The sequence below is a fragment of the Streptomyces sp. NPDC091280 genome (assembly GCF_044768565.1).
Taxonomy (GTDB): Bacteria; Actinomycetota; Actinomycetes; order Streptomycetales; family Streptomycetaceae; genus Streptomyces.
Genome location: NZ_JBIVUZ010000005.1, coordinates 132,768 through 155,034, shown reverse-complemented (window position 1 = coordinate 155,034; position 22,267 = coordinate 132,768). Strand labels below are relative to the sequence as shown.

Below are 22,267 nucleotides of genomic sequence, written 5' to 3'. Positions count from 1 at the left end.
CCGACCCCGCTTCTTCCTCGTCACTCACGCGCCCGGCCCCCTCAGGTCCTCGGGACCGCCCTGCGGCTGGGTCCGCGGAGCGTTCAACTGCTCGGCGGCGGCGTGCTGGTAGCGCAGCACCGCCTGTTCGGCGACGCGCAGGTCGCAGGGCGCGCTCCACAGCATGCGGCGCGCCGCGTCGTACCGCTCGATCAGGAACGGGTCCTCCGCGAGGCCGTGCCGGGCCACCTTCGCCTTGTACGCGTCGAGCCGGCCGCGCAGCTCCGCGCGGACCGCCAGCGGCTGGGTGACCGCCGTCAACGACTCGCGGGCGCGCAGCAGTTCGTCCTCCGCCTTCTGCTCCAGGGACTCCAGCAGCGGCGACAGCCGGTGCCACTGGGCGTGTCTGCGGTACTCGGCGGCCGTCGACAGCTGCTCCTGGAGCACGGTCGGCGGTCCGCTGACGACCGGCACCTCCGTGGCCGCGATCTTCGCCAGGACCTCACCGCGCGCGGTGCGCGCCTCGGCCAGCGTGCGGTCCGCGCGCGAGAGCACGTCCCGCAGCTTCACCAGCCGCGCCTCCGCGTCCTGCCGGACGGTCAGCACCGCGTCGATCTCCCGGCGCACCTCCTCCAGGGCGCGCGCCTCCCGGTCGTAGACCGTGGTGTCGGGCCGGCCGCCGCCGGGGGCCGAACTGCCCTGCGCCCGCACCCAGTAGGCGAGCGGGTCGGAGATGACCCGCGCGCGCAGCTCGGTCAGCGTGGTGGTGATGCGCTCCAGGTCGTCGCCCGCCGGGTGCTCGCCCGGGCGGACGCCGACGGAGTGGGCCAGCTGCCGGGTGCGCTGCAACTCCGCGGCCAGTAAATCGATCCGGGCGGGCAGCGCGGACCACACCGCGTCGGACGTGACGACCATGTCGAGGGAGGTCGCGTACAGCTCGTTCATCTCGTCGACCAGCGCGTTCAGCGAGAACTGGTGGCTGAGCTTGCTCGAACCGCCGGTCAGCGTCGGGGCGTTGGCGGTCGCCGCGGTCGATCCGGCGACCGTCACGGACTCGCCGCGCAGCAGCTCGGTCAGCTCGACCAGGTCCTCACGGCTGGACCAGCGGCGCCGGGAGCGGATGCTCTGCGCGGCGTGGAACGCGTCCGTGTACGCGTCGAAGTACGCCCACAGCAGGGTGATCGACGCCTCGGCGGACGCCCAGCGCTCCTTGGTGGTGCCGGTCAGCTCGGCGCCTTCGAGGAGTCTGCGGCCCGCGTGGTCCTGGAGGGCGAGGAGCGAGGTCTCGATGGCCTCGTGCTCCGCGCCGAGCCGCGCCAGCGCACGGTCCACCTCGTCCCGGTCCATTACCGGCCCGGGGGGTCCCGTGACGCCCATCGATCACCTCTCGCTGCGTTGTGTTCCGTCGGTGGTCCGTGTCTGTGCCGTTCGGTGGTTGACGATCCGTCACTTGTACTGCGGTACGGGCGGGTTGGCGGACTTCGAGTCGGCGCGCAGCGTGGGCAGCAGCCACTTCGTGTAGGACGCCCGCCAGCCGGTGGGGCTGGTGCGGTAGGTCTCCAGTATCCGGTTGACCCGGCGCACCAGATCGGTGGCCTTCAGGTTCATCGCCACGCCGTAGTACTCGGTGGTGAAGGGGCTGCCCTTCAGCTCCACCGTCGGGTCCTGCGCGGCCTGGCTGGCGGCGAGCGCGCCGTCGGTCACCACCGCGTCGGCCTCGCCGAGTTGGAGCTTCACCAGGCAGTCCAGCTGGTTGGGGACCGGAGTCATGATCCTGACGTCGGCCGGGATCTTGTGGCCCTTGTCGGCGTTCAGATGGTCGTTGGCCGTGGAGGTCGCCGCCGAGCAGATCCGCTTCCCGGCCAGCGTGTTGTTGTAGCCCGTGATCGTCGACACCTTCGGGGCGAGGACCTGCTGCCCGGTGACGAAGTACGGGGCGGAGAAGGCGACCTGCTCGGCGCGGGAGCAGGTGATCGTCATGGTGCGGACGACCATGTCGACGCGGTTGTTCTGGATCGCCGGGATGCGCTCGTTGGTCGGGATGGCCAGGAACTGGATGCTGTTGTCGTTGTAGGAGCTGCCGAAGATGTTCCTGGCGATGGCGGTCACCAGGTCGATGTCGAAGCCCGCCAGGTCGCCCTTGGAGCTGTTGGGGTCGCGGTAGCCCCAGCGGTAGCTGTTCTGGTCGACGCCCACCCGCAGGACACCGCGCGCCTTGATGGCGTCGATCGTGGCGCCCCCGGCGTCCGAGGGGGACGGGCTCTGGTTCTGGACGGTGCTCTCGTCGCACTTGGGGGCCTTGGCCTGGATGCCCTGGGTCGCGCGCTGCCCGCCGGCGTCCGTGCCGGCCTCGCCGCGCGACTGGGTCAGCGGCAGCAGCAGGACGAACGCGAGCGCGAGCACGCAGACGACCGCCATCGCGCCCACCCCGCCCCAGCCCCGCAGGCTGATCCGCAGGCGCCGTACGGCGCTCAGGCGGCGAAGCACCTCATCGCGCACCCGCATGGTCACGCCCCCTTTCACCGGTACTCCGACAGCCTGCGCCCGATGCCCAGCACGGCACCGGCCGCGCCGAGCACGGCGAGCACCGCGGCACCGACGGTGAGGCCGCTCATGGCGTCCAGGCCGTCGCCCGCGGACCGCTGGAACTCCTTGGTCTCATGGTCCAGCGCCTGTTGCAGCGAGGTGTCCACGGCCTGGAAGCACTCGGCCGTCGCACCGTCCTTGCCGATGACACCGTCGCGGGCCTCCTGGTACTTGCCCGCGTCGTTGTCCGCGCTGACCTTCTTGTGGCGGGCGATCCACACCGTCATGGAGCTGTTGGCGACCGCGACGGGCTTGCGCCCCGCGGAGTCGTCGGCGAGCGAGTCGGCCAGCTTCAGGCCCTTGCCCAGCGCGGCGATCTCCTGGTCGTAGCCCCAGTCGTAGGCGTCCATGACCGTGCCGTCGGCGAGTTGGTGGGTCTCGGCGCCGCGGCTGACCAGCGTCAGGTTCTCGTCGCTGCGGGCCTTCAGGGAGGCGATGCGGGCGTCGTGCAGCACGTTGAGCGACTTGACGCCGTGGTCGTAGGAGGCGTTCAGGCCCGAGCGGGCGACGGTGTGGCCGACGACGACCCACAGCAGGACGATCGCGGTGGTGGCGGAGGCGGCGACCAGGCCGTGGTTCAACACCCGGTTGGTGCGCCGGTAGTTGCGCCGCTGGGCCCAGCCGAGCCCGCCGAGCGCGACGAGCCCGAGGGCGATGGCGAACCACGGGTAGGGCGTCGCGTCGCCGTAGTCGGCGCTCAGCCGCGCGTTCTCGTTCTGGTAGAGCTCCTGGGCCTTGGGGAGCATCTGGTTCTGCATGGTGTCGTTGGCCGCGCGCAGATAGGCGCCGCCCACCGGGAAGCCCTGCCGGTTGTTGGCGCGGGCCGACTCGACCAGGCCCTTGTACTCCGGCAGGCGTTCGTTGAGATCCCTGATGATGGCCGCCGACGACGAGCCCGGGTCGGTGTTGGCGGCGGCCGTGACCAGCTTCGAGGCGGCCGTCCTGATGTCCAGCTCGTACTGGTCGCGGGTCGCCTGCGTCTCCTGGAGGCCCGCCAGATAGCCGCTGGCCGCCATGGTGTTGGCGTCCGCGAGCGAGCGGTAGATGTCGGCCGCGTCCGAGCTGAGCGGCTGGCTGTGGTGCAGCACGTCGTCGGCCGCCGAGGCGCGGCTGTCGGTCTGCCAGGCGGTGACCGCGCCGAACGCCACCACCAGCACGGCCAGCAGCGCGCCGATGGCCCGCAGCCGGCCCGGCTCGGTGGTGGCCGCGGCGCGCAGCCGGTCGACGCCCTCGGCCAGCGCCGTACGGCGCGCGGGAGCCGTCTCCGGCGCACGCCGGGGCGCGGGCGCCCCGGGACGGCCCGGCTGCGGCGGCAGCACCGGCATCGTGGGCACACCGGAGCCCGGCGGTGCCGTACTGCTCTTCGGCGGTTGTGTCACTGCTGACCTCCCCCAGGGTCATCCCGTCGCCGCAAGTATCGCCGCCAGGACTGACATTCCGCACGGGCCTTCACTGGATCTTGATCGGATCGCAGCGTGACGACCGGATTTCCGGCACCACACAACGCCCCGCACCGCCCCCTTGTCCATGAATACGCCGTGGGAATCTGTTCGGTTCCCGGGTGTCAGTGCTCGTAGTACCCCCGCGCCCGCGCATGCGCCTCGGCCGGAACTCCCAGGTGGTCCAGGCCCAGCAGCACCGAACCGAGGACCGGCCGCGCGGTGACCACCGTCGCCACCGCCTTGGGTGCCCGGGCGGCCAGCAACTCCCTTATACGGTCGTCCAGTTGCGGATGCCGGGCGGCGAGGATGCTCCCGCCGAGCAGCACCGGGGCCTCCTCGTCGAGCAGGTCGAGGCGGGTCAGCGCGACCGTGGCCATCGCCACGACCTCCTCCGCCAGCCGGTCCACGATCGAGCGGGCCACCGGGTCGCCGTCCACCGCCGTCGCGAACAGCACCGGGGTCAGCTCGTGCCGGCGGTGGTGGGCGACGTGTTCCAGATGCAGGGCCTCGATCAGGCCGTACATGGAGTCCAGGCCGAAGTACGCCGGGAGCGTGCGCGCCAGCGCCGTGGGACCGCCGCGGCCGTCCTCCGCGCGGGCCGCGTGCCACAGGGCCTCCTCCGCCAGGCCCCAACCGCCGCCCCAGTCACCGGAGATACGGCCGAGCGCCGGGAACCGGGCGGTGCGGCCGTCGGGGCGCATGCCGACGCAGTTGATGCCCGCCCCGCACACGACGGCGACTCCGCGCGGCTCGGGTATCCCGGCCCGCAGCACCGCGAAGGTGTCGTTGCGCACCTCCGTGCTCACGCCCCACCCGCGCGCGTGCAGGGCGGCGGCCAACTGCTCCTCCTCCACGGGGAAGTCGGCGTTGGCGAGACAGGCCGACACATGCTCGACCGCGCTCACCCCCGCCTCCGCGAAGGCGTGGGCGACGGCCTCGGCGACGGTGTCCACGGCCGTGTCGACGCCCACGACCGGGGGCCGGAACCCGCCGCCGCGGGCCGTGGCGAGGATCTCCCCGTCGGCCGCCACGACCGCGACGTCGGTCTTGCTGTTGCCCGCGTCGACGGCGAGGACACTTGCGGTCAGGCCCACGCGAGGTGCTCCCGGTTGTGCGCGATCAGCTGGTCGGTCAGGGCTTCGGCGTACTCGTACTGGCCGATCAGGGGATGCGAGAGCAGCGCCCGGAACACCCGGTCCCGGCCGCCGCGCAGCGCGGCCTCCAGGGCGAGGTCCTCGTACGCGGTCACGTTGGCCGTCAGCCCGGCGTACAGCGGGTCGACCTCGGCCACCGCGAGCGGGGTCGGGCCCTTGGCGCCGACGGCCGCCTGCACCTCGATGACGGCGTCGTCCGGCAGGAACGGCAGCGTGCCCCGGTTGTACGTGTTCACCACCTGGTAGGGACTCCCGCCCCCGCCGAGCAGCGCGGCGGCGAGGTCCACGGCCGCCTCCGAGTAGTAGGCGCCCCCGCGCTTGGCGAGCAGCGCCGGCTTCTCGTCGAGCGCCGGATCGGCGTACATCTTCAACAACTCCCGTTCCATCTCGGCCACTTGGGAGGCCCGCGACGGCTTCGTGCGGAGTTCCCGCACGACCTCGTCGTGCGCGTAGAAGTAGCGCAGGTAGTACGACGGGACGACGCCGAGCCGGTCGAGCAGTACCCGGGGCAGGCTCAGGTCGGCGGCGATGTCGTCGCCGAACTCGCCGAGCAGCTTGGGCAGGACGTTCTCGCCCTCGGGGCCGCCGAGCCGCACCCCGGTCTCCCAGGTGAGGTGGTTGAGGCCCACGTGGTCGAGGTGCACGTCGTTCGGGGTGACCCCGAGGAGCCCGGCGAACTTCCGCTGGAAGCCGATCGCCACATTGCACAGCCCGACCGCCTTGTGGCCGGCCTGGAGCAGGGCGCGGGTCACGATCCCCACCGGGTTGGTGAAGTCGATGATCCACGCGTCCGGGTTGGTGCGGCGGACCCGTTCGGCGATGTCGAGGACCACCGGTACGGTCCGCAGCGCCTTGGCGAGGCCGCCCGCGCCGGTCGTCTCCTGGCCGACGCAGCCGCACTCCAGCGGCCAGGTCTCGTCCTGCTCGCGGGCGGCCTGGCCGCCGACGCGCAGCTGGAGCAGCACCGCGTCGGCGCCCTCGACACCGGCGTCCACGTCGTCGGTCGTCACGATCTTGCCGGGGTGCCCCTGCTTGGCGAAGATCCGGCGGGCCAACCCGCCCACCAGTTCCAGGCGTTCGGGTGCCGGGTCGACGAGGACCAGTTCCTCGACGGGCAGGGTGTCCCTCAACCGGGCGAAACCGTCGATGAGTTCGGGTGTGTAGGTCGAGCCTCCGCCGACCACGGTGAGTTTCATTCGGGGTTAGCCCTTCACTCCGGTGAGCGTGACACCCTCGACGAACGCCTTCTGCGCGAAGAAGAACACGAGGATCACGGGGGCCATGACCAGCACGGTCGCGGCCATGGTGAGATTCCAGTCGGTGTGGTGCGCGCCCTTGAACGACTCCAGGCCGTAACTCAGGGTCCAGGCACCGGGGTTCTCGGACGCGTAGATCTGCGGCCCGAAGTAGTCGTTCCAGGCGTAGAAGAACTGGAAGAGTGCCACCGCGGCGATACCGGGCCTGGCCATCGGCAGCACGACCCGCAGCAGCGTCTTGAACTCGCCGCAGCCGTCGACCTTCGCCGCGTCCAGGTACTCGTTCGGGATCGTCATCAGGAACTGCCGCAGCAGGAAGATGGAGAACGCGTCGCCGAACGCCATCGGGATGATCAGCGGCCACAGCGTGCCCGACAGGTCCAACTGCTTCGCCCAGAACAGGTACATGGGGATGATCACGACCTGCGGCGGCAGCATCATCATCGAGATGACCAGCATCAGCGACAGATTCCGGCCCCGGAAGCGGAACTTGGCGAGCGCGTACGCCACCGGGATCGACGACACGACGGTCAGGACGGTGCCGAGACCGGCGTAGATCAGCGTGTTCTTCCACCAGGTCAGGAAGCCCGGGGTGTCGAAGACCTTGCGGTAGTTGCCCCACTCCCAGGTGTGCGGGATCAGATCCCGGCTCAGGGCCTGGCTGTCGCTCATCAGCGAGGTCAGGAACACGAACACGAAGGGCAGCGTGAAGAAGAGGGCCGCGGCCACACCGAGCGAGTGGACCGCGATCCACTCCATGAGCGCCCTGCGGCGGGCGGTGCGCTCCGCGGGGGTCACCGGTGCCCGCAACTCCACGGGCTTGTCCAGTACTTGGGCCATGGTCAGTCACCTGCCAGGTTGAGGCCGCCCCGGCGCCGCATCAGGAACGCGGTGAACACCATCGACAGGGCGAACAGGACGAGTGCCACCACGCAGGCCGAGCCGTAGTCGAAGCGCTGGAAGCCGAGGTTGTAGACGAGCTGGGGAAGGGTGAGCGTGGACTTCTCCGGGTAGCCGGGCTCGAACTGCGTGCCGGCGCCCTGGATGACGCCGGACGCGACCTTCCCGGCGATCAGGGGCTGTGTGTAGTACTGCATGGTCTGGATCACGCCGGTGACCACGGCGAACATCACGATGGGCGAGATGTTCGGCAGCGTCACGAACCGGAACCGCTGCCAGGCCGAGGCGCCGTCCAACTCGGCCGCCTCGTACTGCTCCTTGGGCACGTCGAGCAGCGCGGCCATGAAGATGACCATGAGGTCGCCGATGCCCCACAGGGCGAGCAGGGTGAGCGCCGGCTTGGACCAGGCGGGGTCGTTGAACCAGCCCGGGGCCGGGATGCCGACCTTCTCCAGGATCGAATTGACCGGCCCGGTACCGGGGTTGAGGAGGAACGCGAACGCCATCGTGGCCGCGACCGGCGGGGCGAGGTACGGCAGATAGAAGAGCGTCCGGAACACACCCGTAGCCGTCTTGATCTTGGTGATCAGCAGGCCGACGCCGAGCCCGAACACGACCCGCAGCGAGACCATCACCACGACCAGCCACAGGGTGTTGCGCATCGCGGGCCAGAAGTACGGATAGTTCTTGAAGACGTACGTCCAGTTCTTCGTCCCCACCCACGTCGGCGGCTTGAAGCCGTCGTAGTGCATGAACGAGAAGTAGACCGTCGAGATCAGTGGATACGCGAAGAAGACCGCGAAGCCGATCAGCCAGGGCGACATGAAGGCGAGAGTGCGAAGCGCCGACCTGCGGCGCTTCGACGCCAGCGTGATGGTGCTCATCGCTACCGCTACTTCGCCTGCGCGATGTCGGTGTCGATCTGCTTGGCCGTGCTCTTGAGGGCCGAGTCGAGGTCGGTGACCTTGCCGCTCTCGTAGTCGTAGCCGAGGTTCTGGATCGTCGTCAGATACACACCGCCGTTGATGGAGGCGGGACTTGTCGTCGAGTTCGGGTTCGCCGCGATGTCCAGGAAGGTCTTGAAGCGTGGGTCGTACTTCAGCTTCGGCGACTTGAGGGCGGCCAGCGTGGAGGGCACGTTGTGGATGGCGTTGGAGAAGCCGACCACCGCGTCCGTGTCCGTGGTGATGTACTTGACGAACTCCCAGGCCGCGTTCTGCTTCTTGCTGGTCGCGGCGATGCCGGTGATCGTGCCGGTGATGTAGCCCTTGCCGTACTGGTCGGCCTGGTCGTCCGGGACGGGCAGCGGGGCGACTCCTATGTCCAGCTTGGGATTCGCGGCCGTGGCCATCCCGAGCCGCCACTCACCGTCGAGCTGCATGGCGACCTGACCGGTGTGGAAGGGGTGCTTGTCGCCCCACTCGTCACCGAGCGTGGAGCGGTAGCTCTCCAGCTTCTTGAAGCCGCCGAGTTCGTCGACCAGCTTCTTCTGGAGCGTGAACCCGGCCTTGAACGCGGGGTCCGTGGCGAGCGCCGACTTGCCGTCCTTGTCGAAGTACGTCGGCGAGAACTGCGCGAAGTAGTGCTCGGTCGTGGTCTCCCAGCCGTGGTAGTCCGGCATGAAGCCGAGCTGCGAGTACGTGTCGCCCTTGGTGATCGTCAACTTCTTGGCGTCGGCCTCGAATTCGGACCACGTCTTGGGCGGGCTGGTGATGCCGGCCTTCTTGAACTCCGTCTTGTTGTAGTACAGCCCGTACGCGTCACCGAGCAGGGGCGCGGTGCAGCGGTTGCCGTCGAACTGGGTGTACTCGTTCATCGCCTTCGGGAACGTCGTCTCCGGGTCGATGCCGTCCTTCTTGAAGAAGGGGTTGAGATTGACGAGGGCGCCCGAGGAACAGAACTTGCCCACGTTGTTCGTGGTGAACGACGAGATCACGTCCGGGGACTTGTCGCCGCCGGTGCGCAGCGCCTGGTTGATCTTGTCGTCCGTCATGTTGCCGACGACGTTCACATGGATGTTGGGGTGCGCCTTCTCGAACCCGGCGACCAGTGCCTTCACACCGCTCAGCTCGGAGGCCGCGCTCCAGGCGTGCCAGAAGTTGATGGTGACGTCCTTCGACGCGTCGTCGGAGGCGCCGGAGGAGGACTGGCCGGTACAGGCGGTGGCGAGGAGGGCGAAGGAGGCGGTGGCGGCGAGCGCGACAGCCGCTTTACGGGATGATCGGGACGTCATGGACATCGTCCGGGGTGTTCCGGGCATGGCGAGGTCTCCCAAGGGCGGGGCGGGGCGAGGTGGTTGGGGAAGCCGGGTGGGTAGGGGCGGGCCGAAACCGGTCTGGGGGAACCGGAGTCGGCCGGGTGGTCTCAGCGCGAGGTGTCGAAGACCTCGTCGCGGGTCGTTGCCAGCGCGCTTTCCAACGCGCCGCGCAGCACGGGCTGTTCAAGGACGTCGCCGACGACAAGCCGGGGCCGGGACGCCGCCAGTTCCTCCAACTCGGCCTGGACCAGGGCACGTAGCGGTTCGCCGCCGGCGGTCAGCGACGCACCGCTGAGGACGACGAGTTCGGGGTCGAGCACGGAGACGAGCGAGGCGAGACCGGTCGCGAGGTGGGTCGCGTAGATCTCCAGGAGCCGCCGCTGGGGCCCGGTGGTGTGGTCGGCGGCGGTGGCGACGAGGGCGGCGGCGACCTCGGCGTAGGGACCCGTCGGAATCTCGGTGATGCCGAGTTCACGGGCGAGTTGGGGCAGGGCCTGCGAGCCGGCCAGTGCCTGGTAGCCACCGCTGTTGGCCTTGGCCACCTGGCGGACCAGGGGTGCGCCCGGCACCGGCAGGAAGCCGACCTCGCCCGCGCCGCCGGTCCAGCCCCGGTGCAGCCGGCCGCCGAGGACCAGGGCGGCGCCGAGACCGCCCTCGTTCCACAGCAGCACGAAGTCGCCGTGCCCGCGGGCCGCGCCGAGCCGCTGCTCGGCTATGGCGACGAGGTTGACGTCGTTCTCGTACTCCACCGGCATCGGCAGCGCGGCGGCGAGTTCGTCGAGCAGGGCGGGGGAGTGCCAGCCGGGCAGGTGCGAGGCGTAGCGCAGCCGGCCGGTGTTCGGGTCGAAGGCGCCGGGGGTCGCGATGACCAGCCGGTGGATGTCGTCCCGCGCCAGTCCCGCCGCCTTGACGGCCCCGTCGAGGGTGTCGGTGACCTGCCGTACGACGGGCTGGGCGGGCCGTCGGCCGGGGGTGGCGAGTTCGAACTCGCCCACCGTGCGGCCGGTGACGTCGGCGACGGCGGCGCGGATGCGCTCCGGCGTGACGTCGAGGCCGGCGGCGTACGCGGCGCCCGGATTGACCGCGTACAGCTGGGCGTTGGGGCCGGGCCGCCCCTCGCTCGTCCCGGTGGCGAGGACGAGTCCGGCCGCCTCCAGCCGGGCCAGCAGCTGGGAGGCGGTCGGCTTGGAGAGGCCGGTGAGCTTGCCGATCCGGGTCCGGGAGAGCGGGCCGTGCGCCAGGAGGAGGTCCAGGGCGGCGCGGTCGTTCATGGCGCGCAGGACGCGGGGGGTGCCGGGGGTGCCCGTGCCCGGGGTACCGGAGGTTCCTGCCATGTCGTACGCCACCTGCCTTTCGAACTCCCGTCGAACGCCCGACACCCTCGAACGTCCGAACCGCACAGCCTGTCACGTGATCACTGTTAGGAAAGTTTCCTATTGGGTGGGAGGAACGTAAGCCCGGGACGAAGGGGGCGTCAATAGACACCGCCCCCGAGGCAACAGACTCGTTACCTGCGGGGGCGGTGGGAGAGGGCTGGTGTTACCTCACGTCCTACTGGACGTCGACGTAGTCACCGGCGGCGGTGGCCGCGCCGGTGGTGGCGGTGCCGGCGAAGACGTAGCGGAAGTAGCCGTCCTTGGCCGCCTTCACGGTCGTCTTCAGGGCGCCGCCCTTGACGGTGGTGACCGTCTTGACCGTGGTGTAGGTGCTCGCGCCCTTCGCCCGGAACTGAAGCTTGGCGGGCTGGGAGACGTAGCCGGTGTAGACCTCGTTCTCCCAGTCGGCACGGGTCAGCTTGCCGGTGACCGTGATGGTCTTCCCCTTCTTCACCGGCTCGGGCGAGGCGTCGGCGGTGAGCTTCGCGGCCCGCTGCACCTTGACCTTGCCCTTGCCGCCCCAGGCGGCGAAGTCGGTGGAGTAGCTGATCTGCTCGTCCGAGTCGTCCAGGTCGGAGTCGACGTGGGCGTAGACGCCGGCGACGTTCCAGGTGGTCGCGTCGGCCGCCTCGTACAGGCTGTCGCCGGGGTCGATCGTGATCGTGTCGGAGCAGGACTCGGTGACCGTGGTGTCCGTCGTCGCGGTCGTCGTGCAGGCCGGAGTCAGGTCCGAGTCGAGCTCGTTGTCGGAGTTCGCGAGCGAGCCGCGGTAGAGCATGATCCCGGCGAACGTCTTCTTGTTGTCGATCGTCAGGTCGGACGGCCGCGTCAGTGTGTAGGTGACGGGCACCTTCACCTTCGCGGTGGTCCCTACGACGATCGCCTTCCCCTTGTTGACCGTCACCCCGCTGAAGACCAGGGCCGGCGTGGCGGCCTGCGCGAGCGGCGCGGCCAGACCGGTCAGGGCCAGGGCACCGCTCAGGGCGACGCCGATGGCGAGTTTTCTCATTTCCGTCCCCACATTCGAAACGGACCCCTGGGCATTGCGCTCCAGAACAAGGGCCCGTCGTGGTGCGACCTTAGGCATGAGGGGCCTGCGAGGGAAATGAGTTCAACCTGTGAAGAAGGCCGGATCACGGCTTCGTCACGATGGGAAAAGCCGCAGGTGGGAGCGGCTGACGAAGATTGGACCGATCTGCCGCAATTACCCGGCCTGTTGAACGCTTTTCGGCCACTACGACATCGCCGCCGACGCCGATTCGTGATGTCCCCGCCGACGACTGCCAGCCGCCTCACAGATTCCTGACTTTTGATCAACGCCGTTCGTGGGAGGCGGAGAACGCGGAGAACGGGGTGCGGGCATGAAGGTGTGGGTGGGCTGCTGGCGGGAAGCGGCGGGCGCGCTCGCCGTACCCGCGCTGATCCAGGTGGGCCTCCGGCTCTGGGACCGGGACCTGGCCTGGGGCGCGGCGATCGAGTCCGCGGCGGCCTGGGCCGCGGTCGGCGCGGTATGGGCGGCCGTGACCTGGCTGGCACTACGACTCCGGGCGCACAGGTCGGGCATCACCCTCGCCCCGGACGCCCTCGCCACCCACCAGACCCGCCGACTCCGCGTGCTACGGCCCTCGGTGGGCTGGCCCGACCGGCTGCGCACCGAACTCGGGTCGTCGGACCGCGCCTTCGTCACGGCGGAGAAGGGCCGCGAGGAGATCTGGTTCCACTGGCGCCCGGGCCGCCGCAACCGCACGGTCTGGGGTTCGATCGCCTTCGAGGAGACGACGGGGACGGTCAGGCTCGACCTTCGGGCGAGCGGGGCGTACACGGGGTCGTCGGGGTTGCGGCAGGGGGCGGCGTTCATGGCGTTGTGCCAGGTGGCCGGGGAGTTGGGGCTGGCGGGTACGGAAGACTGAACGGCCGGTCGCGGCGGGTGCGGCCGGGCCGGCGTGACGCTGAGGAGCGAGCCGATGAGCGAAGTGTCCTGGTACGGAGTCCGGTGCGTCTTCCGGCACCGCGAACTCGGCGTCTACGAGGAGCGGTTGACCCTGTGGCGGGCCTTGTCGCCCGACGAGGCCATCGCGCGCGGGGAGTCGGAGGCGCGCGAGTACTGCGCGGCTCTCGACGGCGTCGAGTACGTCGACTTCGCAGAGGCCTACCGGATGGACGACGAACCGGGAGAGGGCGCCGAGGTGTTCTCGCTCATGCGGGAGAGCGGGTTGCCGGCGGGTGAGTACGTGGGGCGGTTCTTCGCCACCGGGGTGGAGCGGACGGGGAGTTGGGGCTGAGGGAGAGCGACGGGGGAGGCGGGTGTCGTAGAGCCCGATCCGGTCGGCCGCGTGTCGAGGCGGCGATGGCGGGCGACGGAACGGGCGCGCGAGCACACCGCCGATATGCGGTTGCACGGCATTGTCGCCTGGGCCAACGTCACCCGATACCTGACAGTCGATGTCCGGCGCCCGATGCCTGACACCCCGTGAAGGCGGAGCAGATGACCACGCAGACCCACCACGTCGACCACGTCGACCACGAACTCGTCCGGGCCGCCGCGCACGTCGCGCGTACTCGCTGCCGAGGCGACAACCACACCATGGCCGCCGCGGCCCGCGCCCGGGACGGCCGCATCGTCACGGCGGTGAACGCCTACCACTTCACGGGCGGACCCTGCGCCGAGCTGGTCGTCATCGGCACGGCGGCTGCCCAGGGCGTCTACGAACTGGACACGATGGTCGCCGTGGGCGATCGGGACCGGGGGATCGTTCCGCCGTGCGGCCGGTGCCGTCAGGTCCTGCTCGACTACTTTCCCGCCCTCAAGGTCATCGTCGCCGTCGGCGACCGCGCCCGGACCGTCCCGGTCGCCGACCTGCTGCCCGCAAGCTACGTCTGGGCGGACCACCAACTGGAACAGCTCGACGCCGAGTAGGCCGCTGCCCCGATCTTCGGCGCTCCGCCCGCGCCCCCGTACGCCTACCGCGAGGAAGGCCGCTGTGACGAGATCGGCGAAGTAGCCGCCACCTGTGGTGAGTCCGAGTTGGAGAACGCCGAAGGGGCCGCGACCGACTCCATCGGGTCCGCCGGGTCGTCCGCCGGGTCGGCCGTCGCGCCGCCGACGATGCGGATGTTCGCCTCGTCGAAGGCGCGCTTGACGCGCCAGCGGAGTTCGCGTTCCACGCCGACCGACTTGCCCGGCATCGTCTTCGCCGAGACGCGGACGACCATCGAGTCGATGAGGACGCTGTCCAGGCCGAGGACCTCGATGGGGCCCCAGAGCAGTTCGTTCCAGGGCTCTTCCTTGCTCATGCGCTCGGAGACCGCGTCCAGCGTGGCCTTCACCCGGTCCAGGTTCTCGGAGGCCCTGACGGTGACGTCGACGCCCGCCGTGGCCCAGCCCTGGGAGAGGTTGCCGATGCGCTTGACCTCGCCGTTGCGGACGTACCAGATCTCGCCGTTGGCGCCGCGGAGTTTCGTCACGCGCAGGCCGACCTCGATGACCTCGCCGGAGGCGACCCCCGCGTCGATCTGGTCGCCGACGCCGTACTGGTCCTCAAGGATCATGAAGACGCCGGAGAGGAAGTCCGTGACGAGGTTGCGGGCGCCGAAACCGATCGCCACGCCCGCGACACCGGCGGAGGCCAGCAGCGGCGCGAGGTTGATCTCGAACGTGCCGAGGATCATCAGCGCGGCCGTGCCCAGGATCACGAACGACGCCACCGAGCGCAGGACCGAACCGATCGCCTGGGAGCGCTGGCGGCGCCGCTCCGCGTTCACCAGCAGGCCGCCCAGGGCCGTGCCGTCCACCGACTCGACCGTGCGGTTCATCCGGTCTATCAGCTTGGTGATCGCCCGCCGCACCGTCATTCTCAGCACCGCCGCGATCACCAGGATCAGCAGCACCCGGAGCCCGATCGCCAGCCAGGTCGACCAGTTCTGCTCGACCCAACTCGCTGCGTTGGTCGCGCTCTCCTGGGCGTCCTGGAGCGTGGGCACGGTCACCGCGGTGGTCTCCGAGGGGCTCGGGGACGGCGACGGCGAGGCGGCGGCCAGTAGGACGGCGGACAAGGACACGGCAGGTACCTCCAGGTGCTGCGTCTGCCCCCGGCATGGTCCGGCACGGTCAAGGTCACGAATAGGTCACCGAGAGGGCAGGCCCACCACACTAACGGGGCAACGCGTGAGGATCGTTGTCGTCTTCGGGGGAGAGGCCGTGCTCAACCGGGAAAGAACAGGTGGGACGAACCCACGGCCGTCCCGGGGACGGATCACATGTGGTCGAAAACACTCCCAGCCCGTTACCGGGACATGGTGGCGCTTCCACCAGGCATGAGGGGAGACTGACTACAGATCGTCCCGGCGCGAGCCACGCGCCGCCGACGCACAAGGAGGCATCCGTGCCGCATGTCCTGGTCCTCAACGCGTCGTACGAGCCACTCGGCGTCGTACCGCTCCGCCGCGCGCTCGTCCTCGTCCTGGAGAACAAGGCTGTCTCCCTGGAGGAATCCGGCGCCTATCTGCACAGCGCGACCGTCACAGTCCCCGCACCCAGCGTGGTCCGGCTCAAGCGATTCGTACGGGTTCCCTACCGGGGGCCCGTTCCTCTTACCCGGCGGGCGCTGTTCGCGCGCGACGGTGGCCGGTGCATGTACTGCGGTGGCGTCGCAACCAGCGTCGACCATGTCATTCCGCGCAGCCGCGGGGGCAAGCACGTCTGGGACAACGTGGTGGCGTCCTGCCGCCGCTGCAACCACGTGAAGGCCGACCGGCATCTCTTCGAGATCGGCTGGCGACTGCGCCACAAACCCGCCCCACCCACCGGCCTGGCCTGGCGCATCATCGGGACCGGGCACAGGGACCCGCGCTGGCTGCCGTACCTCCAGCCATACGGCGCGGAGGACGCGATGGCCCGGATCGACGGCATCTCCGCCTGACGATCCGGGCCTTTGTGTACCCCCGTGAGGACACCGTGCGGCGGTAACCCTGTACGGCGGTACGGAGTCGTCCGCCCCGGCAGCCTGCCGTGCCGCCGGGGCGGACGGTCATGTGTAGCGCAGCTCGCCCGGCCGCACCGAGCGGCGCAGCAGCGGCAGTGAGGTGGCCGCCGCCAGCAGACAGGCCGCGTACACCGCGACCGGCGGCAGGAGCGCGTCGTAGGGCACCGGCAGCGCCGTGTGCTCCGAGGCGGCGGCGCCGTACCAGACACTCACCGTCAGACCGCCCAGGCCCGCCAGCGTGAGCGCGGGCGCCAGCGGCACCGCGGTCTCCAGCAGGGTCGCCCGCGCGAGCACCGGGTACGGCACCCCGGACGCCACCTGGGCGGCCAGTCCCCGGCGCCGGGTGGCGACGGACTCGGCGGTGCCGACGCCGAGCGCGGTCACGACCAGGACGAGCGCGAAGAGCAGCGCGAGGCCCACCAGGTCGAGGCCGTTCTCGTAGAAGCCGATGCCCGTCGCGTGCCCGTTGCCACGCCGGCGGAGGAGCGCGAGCATCACCTGCCGTATCCCCATGAAGCCCGAGCCGACTACCGTCACCAGCAGGACCGCCGCATGCGTACGGGCCGCCGCCCACGGGTCGTCGCGCAGCCGCTCCGCCGCGATCAGCGTCTCCGGGCGCCGGGCGCGGGCGGCCAGGCCCTCGCCGAGCTGCCGGGCCGAGGCACCGGTCAGCCACACCGCCACGGCACCGACCAGCAGGCAAACGCCGACGATCGTGACCGGGGTGAGGGCGAACTGGAAGGGCACGTCGTGGAAGGGCGTGGTCACGACGTACACCACCGACAGCGCCAGCACCGTCGTCGCCACCCGGAACAGCCGCCCCGGACCCTCGGCGGGCCGCAGCCGCCGCAGCCGTCCCAGGGGAGAGGTCACCACCCGGCGCAGCATCAGCGCGCTCACCGCCGCGCCCAGCACCGGCACCCCGACGGCCACCGCCGCGATGCCCGCCCAGGCCGACGGCGCCGGGCTGTGCCACAGCCGCAACAGGGCCGGTACGGCGAGCGCCGTGGCCGCCGCCGAGCCCACCAGACAGGCCGGCCCCGCCTCCAGCGCCGCGATCCGCCGGGTCTGGGCGGGAGTGGCCCCGGCGAGCCGCAGCGCGGCCAGCCGCCGGTCGCGGTGCACCGCGCCGACCCGGGCGCACTGGCCCAGGAAACCGAGCACCGGGACGAACAGCAGAAGCAGCCCGGCGACCACACCGATCCGGGTGCCGGGGGCGTCGAGCAGCCCGCCGCCCACCGGCACGGTGTGCCGCCCCTCCAGCGGCAGCAGCGCGGCCACGGTCAGCCCGAGGCCGGTCGCCAGCGCCGCCCCGACAGCGGTCAGCAGGACCCGCCACCACTCCCGGCAGTCGGAGCCCCGGGTGAGCAGCCAGGCCAGCCGCAGATCGGCGAGCAGCGCCCTCACGCCGTCACCCCCGCCCGCGCCACGGTCCCGTCGACCAGCCGGATCTCACGGTCGGCGTAGGCCGCGACCTGCGCGTCATGGGTGATCAGCAGCACCGCCGTACCCGCGTCGCGGGCCGCGCCGGTCAGGGCCGTCATCACCTGCTCGCTCGCCAGGGAGTCCAGGGCGCCGGTCGGCTCGTCCGCGAAGACCACCTTCGGGCCGGTCACCAGGGCCCGGGCGAGCGCGACCCGCTGGGCCTGGCCGCCGCTGAGCTCGCCCGGCCGCAGCTCCGCCGACCCGCGCACCCCGAACCGCTCCAGCCACTCACCGGCCCGCTCCCGCGCCTCGGCGCGGGTGGTCCCGGCCAGCAGCAGGGGCAGGCCGACGTTGTCGACGGCCGTCAGCTCGGGTATCAGCTGCCCGAACTGGAACACCACCCCGAACTCGGTCCGCCGCAGCTCGCCGAGCCGCTTCTCCGGCAGCGCGTCCAGCCGCTCCCCGGCATACGTCACCGTCCCCGCGTCCGGGCGGACGATGCCCGCCAGGCAGTGCAGCAGGGTGGACTTGCCGCTGCCGCTGGCCCCCGTGACGGCGAGGATCTCGCCGGCCGCCAGGTCGACCGAGGCGCCGTCCAGCGCCCGCGTCCTGCCGTGCGTCAAGGCGAGGTCACGGGCCGCGAGCAGCACCGCCGCCGTACCCCCGATGTCGCTCATGCTGTGTCGACCTCCGCGGTCAGAGTGGTCAGCCGGGCCGCCGTCGTCGCCATCCAACGGAGGTCCGCGTCAAGGTGGTTGAGGGCGTAGTCCGCCGAGAGCACGGTCGCCAGGTCGGCGCCCTTGGCGGTCTTGAGCGCCGTGAGTTCGCGCATCCGCTCCATGTGGGCGGCGCGTTGGGCCCGCAGATACGCCTCCGGGTCGCCGCCGGACAGGATCGAGACGACGACCTTGGCGAAGATCTCGTTTGTCACGAAGGGCGCGGGCGGCGCGATCTCCCGCGCCCAGTGGGCGAGTTCACGCGTGCCCTCGGCGGTCGAGCGGTACGCCGTCCGTTCCGGGCCGCCGTCCGAGCCGGTGCCGTCGACCTCCGCGAGCCCGTCCCGGACCAGGCGTTGCAGGGTCGTGTAGACCTGCCCGTAGGCCAGCGGGCGGGCCTGCGGGAAGCGTTCGTCGTGGCGTCGCTTCAGGTCGTAGCCGTGGCTCGGTCCTAGGGCGAGCAGGCCCAGCAGGAGATGGCGGGTGCTCATGGGCCTCAGTATGCACCGGATACATGTACTGAGTGAATAGTGATCAGCGGGAAAAGCGCGGGCCGTGCGGTACGGGGGTGGCCGCCGTGCCGCCCGTACCCCAACCTGGAGGTCTGCCGTCGCGCCCACTGGGTAGGGCTGCGGTAACCAGCCCGTCGCCCGCACCGACAAGGAGGCCACCGTGGCCGCATCGGCGTCACTCCCGCTCCCGGCCCGCTCCAAACGCACCCCGGAGCACGCCACCGACCCCTTCACCGATCCCTTCGGCGACTCCTCCATCGCCCCCTTCGCCGACCTCTTCCACGGCGACTCCGAGGGCGCCTGGGCCGAGACCCCGCTCACCAGCGAACCCCCGCTGACCGACGCCGAACCCCTCACCAGCGAGCCCCCGCTCGCCGACACGGCCCCGCTCACCAGCGAGTCCGCCGTGTTCGCCGACCCGGACTCGACGAGGCCCTAGATGACAGCACCCCGGCCGGCCGAAGCCCTCGACGAGGAACTCTCGCTCCTCGCCGAACTGCACGGCGTCGCCACCGCCTACCGCCCGTCCCCGGATCACGCGGTCCCGGCCCCGCCCGGCGCCGTCGTCGCCGTACTGGCCGCCCTCGGCGTCGACGCGAGCACCCCACAGGCCGTCCGCGCCGCGCTCGCCGCGCGCCGGCAGGAGCTGGCCGAACGGCTGTTGCCGCCCACGGTGGTGGGCCGGCACGGCAGCACCCCTGCCGCGCTCGCCGCCCTGCCCGAGGGCACCCGGCTGCGCATCGAGACCGAACAGGGCGAGATCCACGTCGATGCCGGGCAGAGTGAGACGCATGTCGGCGCCGAGCAGGGTGAGTTCGGCGTGGACGTCGGGCAACTCCCGCCCGGAGTCCACCACTTGACCGCCACCGCCCCGGACGGCCGCAGCGCCGAGGCCCATCTCGTCCTCGCCCCGGACCGGTTGCCGACCCCCGCCGGACGGTCGTACGGACTGATGGTGCAGGTCTACTCCCTGCTCTCCCGGCGCTCCTGGGGCATGGGCGACCTCGGCGACCTGAGCGAACTGACCGCCTGGGCCGGACGGGCGCTCGGCGCCGGATTCGTCCAGGTCAACCCCTTGCACGCGGCCGTGCCCGGCGCCCCCACCGACCCCTCGCCCTACCGCCCGTCCTCCCGCCGCTTCCCCGACCCCGTCCACCTGCGGGTCGAGGACGTCCCCGAGTTCGCCTACGTCGAGGAGCGCGACGTCCTGCGCACCCTCCTCGAACGAGCCGCACGGCTGCGTGAATCCGTCCTGGAAAAGGGCGAGTTGATCGACCGGGACGCCGTCTGGGAACTGAAGCGGGAGGCACTGGAACTGGTCCACCGGGTCCCCCTCGGCCCCGGACGCCGGGCCGCCTACGCCGACTTCCTCGCCCGCGAGGGCCAGGCCCTGGAGGACCACGCCACCTGGTCCGCCCTCGCCGAGGCGCACGGCTCGGACTGGCATCGCTGGCCCGCCGGTCTGCGCGACCCCCGCTCACCCGAAACCGCCCGCGCCCGCGCCGAGTTGATGGACCGCGTCGACTTCCACTCCCGCCTCGCCTGGCTCACCGACACCCAACTCACCGCCGCCCAGCGGGCCGCACGCGAAGCGGGCATGCCGCTCGGAGTGGTCCACGACCTCGCCGTGGGCGTGCACCCCGACGGCGCCGACGCCTGGGCGCAGCAGGACCACTTCGCGGCCGGCATGTCGGTCGGGGCGCCCCCCGACGCCTTCAACTCCCGCGGCCAGGACTGGGGTCTGCCCCCCTGGCGCCCCGACCGCCTCGCCGAGTCGGGCTACGCCCCCTACCGCCGGCTGCTCCGCGCGCTCTTCCGCTACGCGGGCGCCCTGCGCATCGACCACGTCATGGGCCTGTTCCGCCTGTGGTGGGTCCCCCAGGGCGGTCCGCCCACCGAGGGCACCTACGTCCGCTACGACGCCGAGGCCATGCTCGCGATCCTGGCGCTGGAGGCCTCGCGCGCCGGATCGGTGGTGATCGGCGAGGACCTGGGGACCGTGGAGCCGGGTGTGCGCGAGGAGTTGCAGGAGCGCGGGGTGCTCGGCACCTCGGTGCTGTGGTTCGAACGGGACTGGGAGGGCGACGGCCGTCCGCTCGCGCCAGAGCGGTGGCGCGCCGACTGCCTGGCCACCGCCACCACCCACGACCTGCCGCCCACCGCGGCCCGGCTCTCCGGCGAGCACGTCGAACTCCGCCACCGGCTGGGCCTGTTGACCCGCCCGGTCGAGGAGGAGCGGGTCGAGGCCGCCACCGACGTGGGGGAGTGGCTGGCCCTGCTGGCCCGGCTCGGCCTCTTCGAGCACGCGACGGGCGGCGGCCGGCCCGCGTCCCAGGAGGAGGCGGAGATCCACGCCGTCCACCGGTTCCTGCTGCGCACCCCCGCCCGCATGATCGGCGTCTGGCTCCCGGACACGGTCGGCGACCGCCGGCCGCAGAACCTTCCCGGCACGTGGGACCAGTACCCGAACTGGCGCCTCCCCGTCGCCGACGCGGAGGGCCGCCCGGTGACACTGGAGGAACTCGCCGCGTCGCCGCGCCTGCACGCGCTGGTGGATGTGCTGCGGGTGGGGTTGGAAGCGGAGTCGGGTGGCGGTGGCGGTGCCGGGGTGGACTCGGGTGCGGGTGCCGGGGCGGGCTCGGGCTCGGGTGAGGCCGCGGAGAACGGCCCGTGACGGCCCGTACGCCCCATACGGCACCCCCGGGCGCGCGGCCCGTTCGGGCGTTCGCTACTTTTGCGGTGTGGACAAGAAGAACGCCCTGCGCGCCGGAGCCCTGGTTGCCGGTACGACGCTGATGATGCTGCTCATGACGTCCCCCGCGCTCGCGCTCACCCGCGACGACGGCGACGACCCGGGCACCGGCCTGAGCGTCGCCGAGACGCTGGGGCTCTTTGTCCTGTGCCCGCTGGCCCTGTTCGCGATCATCGCGGGCCTGGTCCTGGTGCTGGACAAGTCCAAGGACCGTGCGCCGAAGGCCAAGTCCGCCACCGGCACCAAGGCCTGACCCCACCTTTTCCGGAGGGCGCCCGCACCACCCACAGCGGTGAGGCGGGCGCCCTCGGCATGTCCGCTCACGGGCTCGGCGCGGTCAGGTACCGCTGCACGGTCGGCCCGAGCCAGACCGTGATCTCCTCGCGGGTCAGCGCCACGGCCGGCGGGATGCGCAGCACATAACGGGTGAGCGCGAGCCCCAGCAGCTGCGAGGCGACCAGCCCGGCGCGGGTCGGCGCCTGCTCCGGATCGGGGCACGCCTGCCGCGCGACCGGCAGCAACTGCTCCCGGAAGATCGCCTGCATCCGCTCGGCCCCGCCCTGGTTCGTGGCGCCGACCCGGAGCATCGCCGTGAGCTCCTCGTTCTCCTCCCACATGGCGAGGAAGTGCGTCACCAGGACGTGACCCACCTCGTCCCGCGCGGCCGAACTCAGGTCCGGCAGCCGCAGGTCGTAGGAGACTGCCGCCGCGAACAGGCCCTCCTTGTTGCCGTAGTAGCGCATCACCATCGACGGATCGATCCGCGCGTCCTTGGCGATGGCGCGGATGGTGGCGCGTTCGTAGCCGTCGGCGGCGAAGCGCTCGCGGGCGGCTTCGAGGATGGCGGCGCGGGTGGCGTCGGAGCGGCGGGGGGTGAGGGTGCGGCTGGGGCTGGGGCTGGGGCTGTCGTTCATGCCAACAAGCGTAGGC

General features: G+C 71.4%; 22 protein-coding genes. 7 read left to right on the top strand and 15 right to left on the bottom strand.

Annotated features, from left to right (window positions below; translation table 11 throughout):
* Positions 1-24 precede the first annotated feature (24 nt).
* The 10 genes from ACIQPR_RS16740 to ACIQPR_RS16695 form a co-directional block, all read right to left on the bottom strand.
* On the bottom strand, positions 25-1,356 hold the full coding sequence (locus ACIQPR_RS16740) for a hypothetical protein (RefSeq protein WP_403648282.1): 1,332 nt from the start codon (positions 1,354-1,356) through the stop codon (positions 25-27).
* Between the two features lie 69 nt (positions 1,357-1,425).
* Positions 1,426-2,484 (bottom strand): glutamate ABC transporter substrate-binding protein, encoded by a 1,059-nt coding sequence (locus ACIQPR_RS16735; RefSeq protein WP_403648280.1) that lies wholly within the window; start codon positions 2,482-2,484, stop codon positions 1,426-1,428.
* 14 nt (positions 2,485-2,498) lie between these two features.
* Positions 2,499-3,944 carry a hypothetical protein gene (locus ACIQPR_RS16730; protein ID WP_403648277.1) on the bottom strand — a complete coding sequence of 482 codons (1,446 nt, stop codon included), beginning with the start codon at positions 3,942-3,944 and terminating at the stop codon, positions 2,499-2,501.
* A 185-nt stretch (positions 3,945-4,129) separates the two neighbouring features.
* Positions 4,130-5,101 (bottom strand): N-acetylglucosamine kinase, encoded by a 972-nt coding sequence (locus tag ACIQPR_RS16725; protein ID WP_403648274.1) that lies wholly within the window; start codon positions 5,099-5,101, stop codon positions 4,130-4,132.
* The gene (locus ACIQPR_RS16720) at positions 5,092-6,357 is read right to left on the bottom strand and encodes a 6-phospho-beta-glucosidase (RefSeq protein WP_403648271.1); all 1,266 of its coding nucleotides are present in this window, start codon (positions 6,355-6,357) and stop codon (positions 5,092-5,094) included. Before ACIQPR_RS16720 ends, ACIQPR_RS16725 begins: the two co-directional genes overlap by 10 nt.
* Positions 6,358-6,363: 6 nt before the next feature.
* Positions 6,364-7,257 (bottom strand): carbohydrate ABC transporter permease, encoded by an 894-nt coding sequence (locus ACIQPR_RS16715; RefSeq protein ID WP_403648268.1) that lies wholly within the window; start codon positions 7,255-7,257, stop codon positions 6,364-6,366.
* A gap of 2 nt (positions 7,258-7,259) precedes the next feature.
* Positions 7,260-8,201 (bottom strand): carbohydrate ABC transporter permease, encoded by a 942-nt coding sequence (locus ACIQPR_RS16710; protein WP_403648265.1) that lies wholly within the window; start codon positions 8,199-8,201, stop codon positions 7,260-7,262.
* Between the two features lie 8 nt (positions 8,202-8,209).
* Positions 8,210-9,550: an ABC transporter substrate-binding protein gene (locus ACIQPR_RS16705; protein WP_403648261.1), complete on the bottom strand. Its 1,341-nt coding sequence runs from the start codon at positions 9,548-9,550 to the stop codon at positions 8,210-8,212.
* A gap of 131 nt (positions 9,551-9,681) precedes the next feature.
* Complete coding sequence (locus tag ACIQPR_RS16700; protein WP_403648258.1) at positions 9,682-10,908, bottom strand: ROK family transcriptional regulator; 1,227 nt, start codon at positions 10,906-10,908, stop codon at positions 9,682-9,684.
* 217 nt (positions 10,909-11,125) lie between these two features.
* Positions 11,126-11,959 carry a hypothetical protein gene (locus ACIQPR_RS16695; protein WP_403648255.1) on the bottom strand — a complete coding sequence of 278 codons (834 nt, stop codon included), beginning with the start codon at positions 11,957-11,959 and terminating at the stop codon, positions 11,126-11,128.
* Between the two features lie 352 nt (positions 11,960-12,311).
* On the opposite strand from ACIQPR_RS16695, the gene ACIQPR_RS16690 reads away from it, so the two are divergent.
* The 3 genes from ACIQPR_RS16690 (at position 12,312) to ACIQPR_RS16680 (ending at position 13,867) form a co-directional block, all read left to right on the top strand.
* Positions 12,312-12,860 (top strand): hypothetical protein, encoded by a 549-nt coding sequence (locus ACIQPR_RS16690; RefSeq protein WP_403648253.1) that lies wholly within the window; start codon positions 12,312-12,314, stop codon positions 12,858-12,860.
* A 54-nt stretch (positions 12,861-12,914) separates the two neighbouring features.
* A complete protein-coding gene (locus ACIQPR_RS16685; RefSeq protein ID WP_403648250.1) occupies positions 12,915-13,232 on the top strand; it encodes a hypothetical protein in 318 nt (105 codons plus the stop codon).
* Positions 13,233-13,435: 203 nt separating this feature from the next.
* On the top strand, positions 13,436-13,867 hold the full coding sequence (locus tag ACIQPR_RS16680) for a cytidine deaminase family protein (protein WP_403648248.1): 432 nt from the start codon (positions 13,436-13,438) through the stop codon (positions 13,865-13,867).
* Positions 13,868-13,911: 44 nt separating this feature from the next.
* Here ACIQPR_RS16680 and ACIQPR_RS16675 read toward each other — a convergent pair whose 3' ends face one another.
* A complete protein-coding gene (locus ACIQPR_RS16675) occupies positions 13,912-15,009 on the bottom strand; it encodes a mechanosensitive ion channel family protein (protein ID WP_403648245.1) in 1,098 nt (365 codons plus the stop codon).
* 323 nt (positions 15,010-15,332) lie between these two features.
* Here ACIQPR_RS16675 and ACIQPR_RS16670 point away from each other — a divergent pair, with 323 nt between their 5' ends.
* Entirely contained in the window at positions 15,333-15,869 is a 537-nt protein-coding gene (locus tag ACIQPR_RS16670; RefSeq protein WP_403648243.1) for an HNH endonuclease, read from the top strand.
* A 108-nt stretch (positions 15,870-15,977) separates the two neighbouring features.
* On the opposite strand, the gene ACIQPR_RS16665 is transcribed toward ACIQPR_RS16670, so the two are convergent.
* From ACIQPR_RS16665 to ACIQPR_RS16655, 3 genes are read right to left on the bottom strand one after another with little or no spacing between them, the layout of a single operon-like run.
* A complete protein-coding gene (locus tag ACIQPR_RS16665) occupies positions 15,978-17,339 on the bottom strand; it encodes an FtsX-like permease family protein (RefSeq protein WP_403648240.1) in 1,362 nt (453 codons plus the stop codon).
* Positions 17,336-18,034 carry an ABC transporter ATP-binding protein gene (locus tag ACIQPR_RS16660; protein WP_403648237.1) on the bottom strand — a complete coding sequence of 233 codons (699 nt, stop codon included), beginning with the start codon at positions 18,032-18,034 and terminating at the stop codon, positions 17,336-17,338. Before ACIQPR_RS16660 ends, ACIQPR_RS16665 begins: the two co-directional genes overlap by 4 nt.
* On the bottom strand, positions 18,031-18,564 hold the full coding sequence (locus ACIQPR_RS16655; RefSeq protein WP_403648234.1) for a PadR family transcriptional regulator: 534 nt from the start codon (positions 18,562-18,564) through the stop codon (positions 18,031-18,033). Before ACIQPR_RS16655 ends, ACIQPR_RS16660 begins: the two co-directional genes overlap by 4 nt.
* 181 nt (positions 18,565-18,745) lie before the next feature.
* On the opposite strand from ACIQPR_RS16655, the gene ACIQPR_RS16650 reads away from it, so the two are divergent.
* The 3 genes from ACIQPR_RS16650 (at position 18,746) to ACIQPR_RS16640 (ending at position 21,590) form a co-directional block, all read left to right on the top strand.
* Entirely contained in the window at positions 18,746-19,024 is a 279-nt protein-coding gene (locus tag ACIQPR_RS16650) for a hypothetical protein (RefSeq protein WP_403648231.1), read from the top strand.
* Entirely contained in the window at positions 19,025-21,259 is a 2,235-nt protein-coding gene (gene malQ, locus ACIQPR_RS16645) for a 4-alpha-glucanotransferase (protein WP_403648228.1), read from the top strand.
* Between the two features lie 67 nt (positions 21,260-21,326).
* Positions 21,327-21,590 carry a hypothetical protein gene (locus ACIQPR_RS16640; protein ID WP_403648225.1) on the top strand — a complete coding sequence of 88 codons (264 nt, stop codon included), beginning with the start codon at positions 21,327-21,329 and terminating at the stop codon, positions 21,588-21,590.
* A 67-nt stretch (positions 21,591-21,657) separates the two neighbouring features.
* Here the strand turns inward: ACIQPR_RS16640 and ACIQPR_RS16635 are convergent, their stop codons facing one another.
* On the bottom strand, positions 21,658-22,251 hold the full coding sequence (locus tag ACIQPR_RS16635) for a TetR family transcriptional regulator (protein ID WP_403648222.1): 594 nt from the start codon (positions 22,249-22,251) through the stop codon (positions 21,658-21,660).
* Between the last annotated feature and the right edge of the window lie 16 nt (positions 22,252-22,267).